8 protein-coding genes and 1 pseudogene are annotated in these 6,628 nt (G+C 37.7%); 1 reads left to right on the top strand and 8 read right to left on the bottom strand.

Going from position 1 to position 6,628, the window contains the following annotated elements:
- Positions 1–202: 202 nt before the first annotated feature.
- The 3 genes from GX687_05495 to GX687_05485 form a co-directional block, all read right to left on the bottom strand.
- Positions 203–943: a flagellar hook-basal body complex protein gene (locus GX687_05495; GenBank protein HHX96890.1), complete on the bottom strand. Its 741-nt coding sequence runs from the start codon at positions 941–943 to the stop codon at positions 203–205.
- An 11-nt stretch (positions 944–954) separates the two neighbouring features.
- Positions 955–1,974, bottom strand: coding sequence for a rod shape-determining protein MreB (gene mreB / locus GX687_05490; protein HHX96889.1), 1,020 nt, complete (start codon positions 1,972–1,974; stop codon positions 955–957).
- A gap of 151 nt (positions 1,975–2,125) precedes the next feature.
- On the bottom strand, positions 2,126–3,862 hold the full coding sequence (locus GX687_05485; protein ID HHX96888.1) for an ABC transporter ATP-binding protein: 1,737 nt from the start codon (positions 3,860–3,862) through the stop codon (positions 2,126–2,128).
- 176 nt (positions 3,863–4,038) lie between these two features.
- Between GX687_05485 and GX687_05480 the strand changes: the two genes are divergently transcribed.
- The gene (locus GX687_05480) at positions 4,039–4,728 is read left to right on the top strand and encodes a hypothetical protein (GenBank protein HHX96887.1); all 690 of its coding nucleotides are present in this window, start codon (positions 4,039–4,041) and stop codon (positions 4,726–4,728) included.
- Positions 4,729–4,826: 98 nt separating this feature from the next.
- Here the strand turns inward: GX687_05480 and GX687_05475 are convergent, their stop codons facing one another.
- The 5 genes and pseudogenes from GX687_05475 to GX687_05455 form a co-directional block, all read right to left on the bottom strand.
- Positions 4,827–4,967 (bottom strand): hypothetical protein, encoded by a 141-nt coding sequence (locus GX687_05475; GenBank protein HHX96886.1) that lies wholly within the window; start codon positions 4,965–4,967, stop codon positions 4,827–4,829.
- 171 nt (positions 4,968–5,138) lie between these two features.
- A complete protein-coding gene (locus tag GX687_05470) occupies positions 5,139–5,333 on the bottom strand; it encodes a hypothetical protein (GenBank protein ID HHX96885.1) in 195 nt (64 codons plus the stop codon).
- A gap of 109 nt (positions 5,334–5,442) precedes the next feature.
- Positions 5,443–5,700: a sporulation transcriptional regulator SpoIIID gene (gene spoIIID / locus GX687_05465; protein ID HHX96884.1), complete on the bottom strand. Its 258-nt coding sequence runs from the start codon at positions 5,698–5,700 to the stop codon at positions 5,443–5,445.
- Positions 5,701–5,831: 131 nt separating this feature from the next.
- Positions 5,832–6,392, bottom strand: coding sequence for a M23 family metallopeptidase (locus tag GX687_05460; GenBank protein ID HHX96883.1), 561 nt, complete (start codon positions 6,390–6,392; stop codon positions 5,832–5,834).
- A gap of 38 nt (positions 6,393–6,430) precedes the next feature.
- Positions 6,431–6,565: pseudogene (locus tag GX687_05455) on the bottom strand (stage II sporulation protein D).
- Positions 6,566–6,628 lie beyond the last annotated feature (63 nt).

Genomic DNA, 6,628 nt, shown 5'->3' with positions numbered 1-6,628 from the left:
TTGCAAATTGCCCTATTGTATATTGCTTCATTGTTTGTCACCTCCTGCTAATAATATAACACAAAAGTTATAGTTTAGCAAGCGGGTTCTATAATATTTTATAGTTTCATGTCAACAGCCCCTCGCCTCCTTATTTTTTTATACCGGTTTCCTCATTCGGTCGGAAACCGGGGAGGCCCCTGCCATGCAGTCCGGCCTCAAACTATAATCTTCCTACTTCATTTACCGCCTTATCTAAGGTGGTATCAATAGCCTGAATAACTTTCTGATTAGCTTCATAAGCACGTAAAGTAGTAATCAAATCCACCATAGCCCGTAAAGGATCTACATTACTTTCCTCAATAACACCCTGCCTTACTTGTGGTTCTTCAACCCTTTGCGGATTTTCACCCCGAAATAATGAGGCTGCTTCTTTTTCCCAAGTTGTCCCTGGGTTAACAATTCTTAAACGATCAATTTCCACACCCTCACTATAAAGTCGCCCTTGTGCATCTACTTCTACAGAACCTTGAGGGAGAAAGATTTCACCCTGCTCACCCAAAACAGGATACCCTTCCCCACTAACCAATCGCCCCTCACTATCAAGGGAAAAATCCCCTTTACGTGTATAGCGTTCAGCCCGAGGAGTTTGTACTGTAAAATAACCTTCCCTTACAGCAAAACTTAAAGGATTTTCTACCTGCCGCTGAACCCCTATACTTACATCAGTATAAACAGAATTAATCCTTACTCCCAAAGGGGCTTGTCCTACAAAAGGTGGTTCCTGCCCGGCCTCCAAAGGGTCCCGAAGTCGGTGAAACAGCATCTCCGGAAAAGCTTCAGCAACCAAGACATCCTGCTTATAACCAGCAGTTTGAGAATTAGCCAAATTATTAGTCGTAATTTCCTGTTCTTTTGTAAGTACCGATAATCCCAAAGCACTCGTATACAACCCGCGAATCATTTTTTCACCTCCTAACTTCCCGGTTTGGCCTGATCGGTTTTAGCCAATAAATCCAAATTAATTAAAGCCTTGGCAGTACCCAAAGCAACACATTGAATAGGATTTTCAGCAATATAAACTGGCAAATGAGTATGTTCACCCAAATATTTATTTAAACCATGTAAAAGAGCCCCTCCACCTGTAAGTATAATTCCTTTTTCCATAATATCTGAAGACAATTCTGGAGGAGTCTTTTCCAATACTTCTTTAACCGTACCTAAAATACCTTCTATTTCCTCTTTAGTAGCCTGAAAAGCCTCTAAAGAAGAAACCGTAATAGTTCGCGGTAAACCAGTTACTAAATCCCGTCCACGTATTTCAGCGGTAATATCTTCTCTGCCCTGGGGACAAGCTGTACCAATCGCAATTTTCATTTGTTCAGCAGTACGCACCCCAATCATTAAATTATGATATCTACGCATATAACGCATTAAAGCAGCATCAAAATTATCACCACCAATGCGAATCGATTTACTAGTAACAATACTGCCTAAAGATAAAACAGCCACATCAGTGGTACCACCACCAATATCAACAACCATGGAACCTTGTGGTTCACTAATAACCAAACCAGCTCCCAAAGCAGCAGCTAATGGCTCCTCAATCAAAAAAGCCTGTTTAGCCCCTGCTGAAATAGCTGCTTGTTTAACTGCTCTTTCTTCCACACCGGTTACCCCAGAGGGAATACCGATCATTACACGGGGCTTAAACAATTTCCGAGCCCGCATAGCTTTACCAATAAAATATTTAAGCATTCTTTCTGTAACATCATAATCAGCAATAACACCTTCACGCATAGGACGAATGGCAGTAATCGTACCAGGTGTCCGCCCCAACATTCGCCTAGCCTCTTCACCTACAGCAATAATTCTACCAGTACGTTTTTCTATGGCCACCACCGAGGATTCATTCAAAACAATCCCCTTGTTTTTAACATAAACCAAAATACTTGCAGTTCCAAGATCAATACCAATATCTTCACTAAATACCATCTGGCCATCCCTACCTCTATTTTTGTCTACTTCCACTTAGTATTCTACATTATCTACTGGTTTCCCTCTTTTTCACTAAAACATTTTAACTATTTTCAACATTTCTTAAATCCGCAAAGAATTCCACCTAACCCAATAAATAATCACTATATTAACTAAACTGTGTCCGATATAATTGAGCATAAAAACCATTTAAGTTTAATAATTCATTATGACTGCCTGCCTCACGAATCCCCTTTTCATCCAGATAAATAATTTGATCTGCATTTTTAACCGTTGAAAGACGATGTGCAATCACCAAAGTTGTTCTTCCCTTGGCCAACTCCCGAAAAGAAGCTTGTATTTTTTGTTCAGTAACAGTATCCAAAGCACTAGTAGCTTCATCTAAAATTAAAATTGGCGGGTTTTTTAAAAAAATCCTGGCAATACTTATCCGCTGCTTTTGTCCGCCAGAAAGCAGGACACCTCGTTCCCCCACTTCAGTTTCAAACCCATATGGCATTTCCATAATTGTTTCGTAAATTTCTGCCCTTTGAGCAGCTTGATAAACTTCTTCATCTGCAGCCTCTAATTTAGCATAACGAATATTTTCTAATACACTTCCCGAAAACAAAAAAACATCTTGAGAAACAATCCCAATGTTTTGCCGCAAACTACTTAAAGTTACAGTACGAATATCCTGACCATCTAGTAAAATTTGCCCTTCATTGATTTCATAAAAGCGAGGAATTAAATGACATAATGTTGTTTTACCACCACCAGAAGGTCCCACAATCGCCAACATTTTGCCAGCAGCAACAGTAAGATTAAGATGCTTTAATACAGCGGTATCAGCATTATAAGAAAAAGAAACATTTCGAAATTCAAGTTCCCCCTTATTAATCTGCAAAGGCTGGGCCCCTTCTTGATCCACAATATCTGGTTTAATATTCATGATTTCCACAAAACGAGAAAAACCAGCCATCCCACTAGTATATTGTTCTACAAACTGAGTCAGCTTCCGAATCGGCTGCAAAAAAACATTAATATAAAGTATAAAAGTTAATAGATCTACGGTATTTATTTTTTCCAGCATAATAAAATAACCGCCAATACCAATTACAACTACACTAAAAAGATTAATAAAAAACTCCGCCCCACTATGAAAAACAGCCATCGCCGCATAATAACCTCTTTTAGCTATTTTATACTGCTCATTCCCATAACCAAATTTCTCTTTTTCATAATCTTCATTAACAAAGGCCTTTGCCACCCGTATTCCGGAAATACTAGATTCAATAGCAGCATTAATACGTGCCGTTTCCTCTTTAACCCCCCGCGAAACACTGCTCATCCTCCGCCGCTGTGTAATTGTAAAAATTAATGTTAAAGGAATTAAAACCAACAACACCGCCGTTAAAAAGGGATTAATCGGAAACAAAATAATTAATGCCCCCATTATTGTCACCAGCGAAATAAACAAATCCTCTGGTCCATGATGAGCCAATTCCGTGATATCAAAAAGATCAGTCGTCACATGGCTCATCAAGTGACCTGTACGATGTTGGTCATAAAACTTAAATGACAACGTTTGCAAATGACCAAAAACCTCTTTACGCATATCTGCCTCAATCAATACCCCCAGGTTATGTCCAATATAAGTAACAATATAAGAAAAAACTGAACGCAGAGCAAACATAACCACAAAACTACCTACCAAAATAAAAAAGAAGGTATACAAATTATTTGGCAACAGATGATTTAAGGCATAACGGCTGAAAAGTGGAAAAGCCAAATCAATCAGAGCCATCATTAAAGCACAAAATAAATCTAAAAGAAAAATTCCCCAATGACCTTTATAAAAAGAAATAAAAATCAACAACTTGTTTTTCGTATAATCGCGAACCATACCACAATCTCCTTCAAATGTTATGAAAACATCATAACATGATTTCCACCCCCTTGGCGATCTGAATTTCCCCCCTCTTTTAAAGTTTAGTTATCTATTAATACCCAAATAAACTTGACTATTCAGACATAAAATATCTATAATTTAAGTAATAAAAATAATAATGAGGTGAAATAATGAATATTTGGCAAAAAACCAGTGGACTAATCAAAGGCTTTAAAGCCATCTATTTGAAAAAGAATCGAGAACGGACTTATTTACGGGAAATGAACAATATAGCCCAAAGAGCCTTTTTGGAACAAACTACAAAAGATAACTTTCATAGGCAGTTTAAAGAACTGCAATTACTAGAAAAGCTAACTACCTTTGAACAAAAACAAAAATTACCACCATATTTCCAAAACAAAAAAGAAAAAATCCTTGAAAAATATACAGCCAAGGATTATCTAGGAGTAATGTGTGAGGCCTGCATTCCTTTTAATGAACTTTATAATGCACACCGCCCTACAATTGAAGGGAAATGGATAAATCTGAGAACTCAGTTTCTAGAATATCAAATTGAAAAACAGCAGACATTAAAAAAACACGCAGATGAAACCAAACAACAGGAATGGTTAAATGAAGAAAAACAACTGATCGAGAAAATTACTTCTTTAATACCTGACAAAAGAAAAAAGGATTCAGAAGCACTTTTAGAAAAGGAGATCGAAAAACTCGCCGAGGAAATAAAGGGGAAAGTGACCTTATCTTGGCAAAGAAAAAAAATCCCCGTCCCCAGAATCACAACTGCTGACGAGATCGTCCAAGAAAGTAGAAGACAAGCAACCCTTAAAAAGAGGCAATCAATATCTGAACCAATACGCTGACCAAAACCCCTGCAGGCTTTCATGCAAGTGCCACAGGGGTTTTCCCTATCAGTCGTTCCTTTAGTAACTTATAAAAGCGGTTGCATCCACATACTCAATTACTTCTTTTTTCCTAATCCACTCATCCCATTGCTGATTCGCAACGAAGTAGCCTTTTCCAATAAACGATACTCCCTAAAAATACGATACTCGACAAACATTGTAGGCTGATGTAATTTATTTTTATTATGACCAAACAAAAATCAGCCATATATCTTACATAATAAAAATTAAACCATTGACTAGTATAATTACCTATCGATAATCTCCCTTTATGACTATCAAAAATACTTCCTGATCAATCAAAGGATAAAACTTTATCCATCTCCACACAATACTTTGTATACTTCCAATCCCGCTTCAGCCACTCCTTAACTGCTCTTAAAGCATAATGTCTGGCAATAATACATACCCCGCATTAAACACCAATGCACAATCTGATCTGGATAGTACTTCGGCTTAAAAACAGTCCTCCCTTTTTGACCATTCTGATCCCAAATCTGTTCTTCAATATAGCCCCCGGGCACATAAGTCTTTTCTGCCAACATCTCCCGGATCTGCTCCACATACACGTCCTCTTTATCCAGAATCCTCTGAACCCTTTCCCTCCGCCTTTTTCCTTTTGATGAATTCTTTATAGCCCCATTACTACTAATTAGGGACAAAAGTGAACATTTAACTTTCCTGTGCCTTTTTATATTTACGCCTGGTTGCTTCCCCACCCCGAATATGTCTTTCTGCTTTATTACGTTCTAATACATATTTAACTTGTCTAGCTAATTCCTGATTAATCATCGGCAGTCTTTCTGTCATATCCTTATGAATAGTACTTTTACTTACCCCAAAAACAGCCGCTGTTTGCCTTACAGTAGCGGTTGTATCCAACATATAATGACAAACCTCCAAAACCCGCTTTCTAATATAATCTTGCATTTTTCTCCTCCGCTCACTTATCTTTCTTTGTAAATATATATGAACGAATTCCGAAAAAATGCAAAACAACCCACTAATGATAAAAAATTCCCCAAATGTAGAATACTTGCCCTGTTAAACAGGGCAATTTTTTATGGTAAATACTCCCAAGGATCAATTATTTCCCCTGCCTTTTTCAAAACAAAATGCAAATGCGGTCCTTCTAAAATCTCATTCAAACCCGGTTGATTTACCACTCCCAAAGGTTCCCCTTGCCGACAATATTCACCCTCACGCAGATAAACACTTTCCAAATGTGCATATTCACTAAATAGATCTTCACCATGATCCAAAATTAATTTAACACCAAAACCTTTACTAGTTTCAATACTTTTGACTTTACCTGCTAAAGCAGCCACAATTTCCTCACCACGCTGAGCTTTAATATCTAGCCCATTATGATAACGATAATCACCAAAGGTTTGAGCATAAGACAAACCTACACCCCGTAAAACTTGTCCCTCTAGCGGCCAAATCAATTCACTTAAATCAGCCATTTCCTCCTTTACTTCTACAGGTTCTTCACTAGGCATAATTTCTACCTCAGTAAAAGTCTCTTTTTTTTCTGGGAGGAAAGGAATCCCCAAAGCAAGTAGCAGCAAAATGACGGCCAAGAAAATTAAAAAACGCTGTTTATTTACATGATTAGCCATAGAATCACCTCATTAGTAGGCTAACCATTTTTTGGTTTTTAAAACCCCGCTCCTTCAATAATGCCAATTTCCACACCGCGATAATAGTGTTTTAAAATTTCCCGATAATTTTTACCAGCCTTGGCCAAATCTTGAGCTCCATATTGACACATACCTACACCATGTCCATAACCATTACAGCTAAAATTAAGTCCTTGAGCATCTAATTGGCAAGTAAATTTAGTGGAAGGTAAATT

Source organism: Clostridia bacterium (assembly GCA_012841935.1).
Lineage (GTDB): Bacteria > Bacillota > Peptococcia > DRI-13 > DTU073 > DUTS01.
This window is presented reverse-complemented; position numbering and strand designations above follow the sequence as displayed.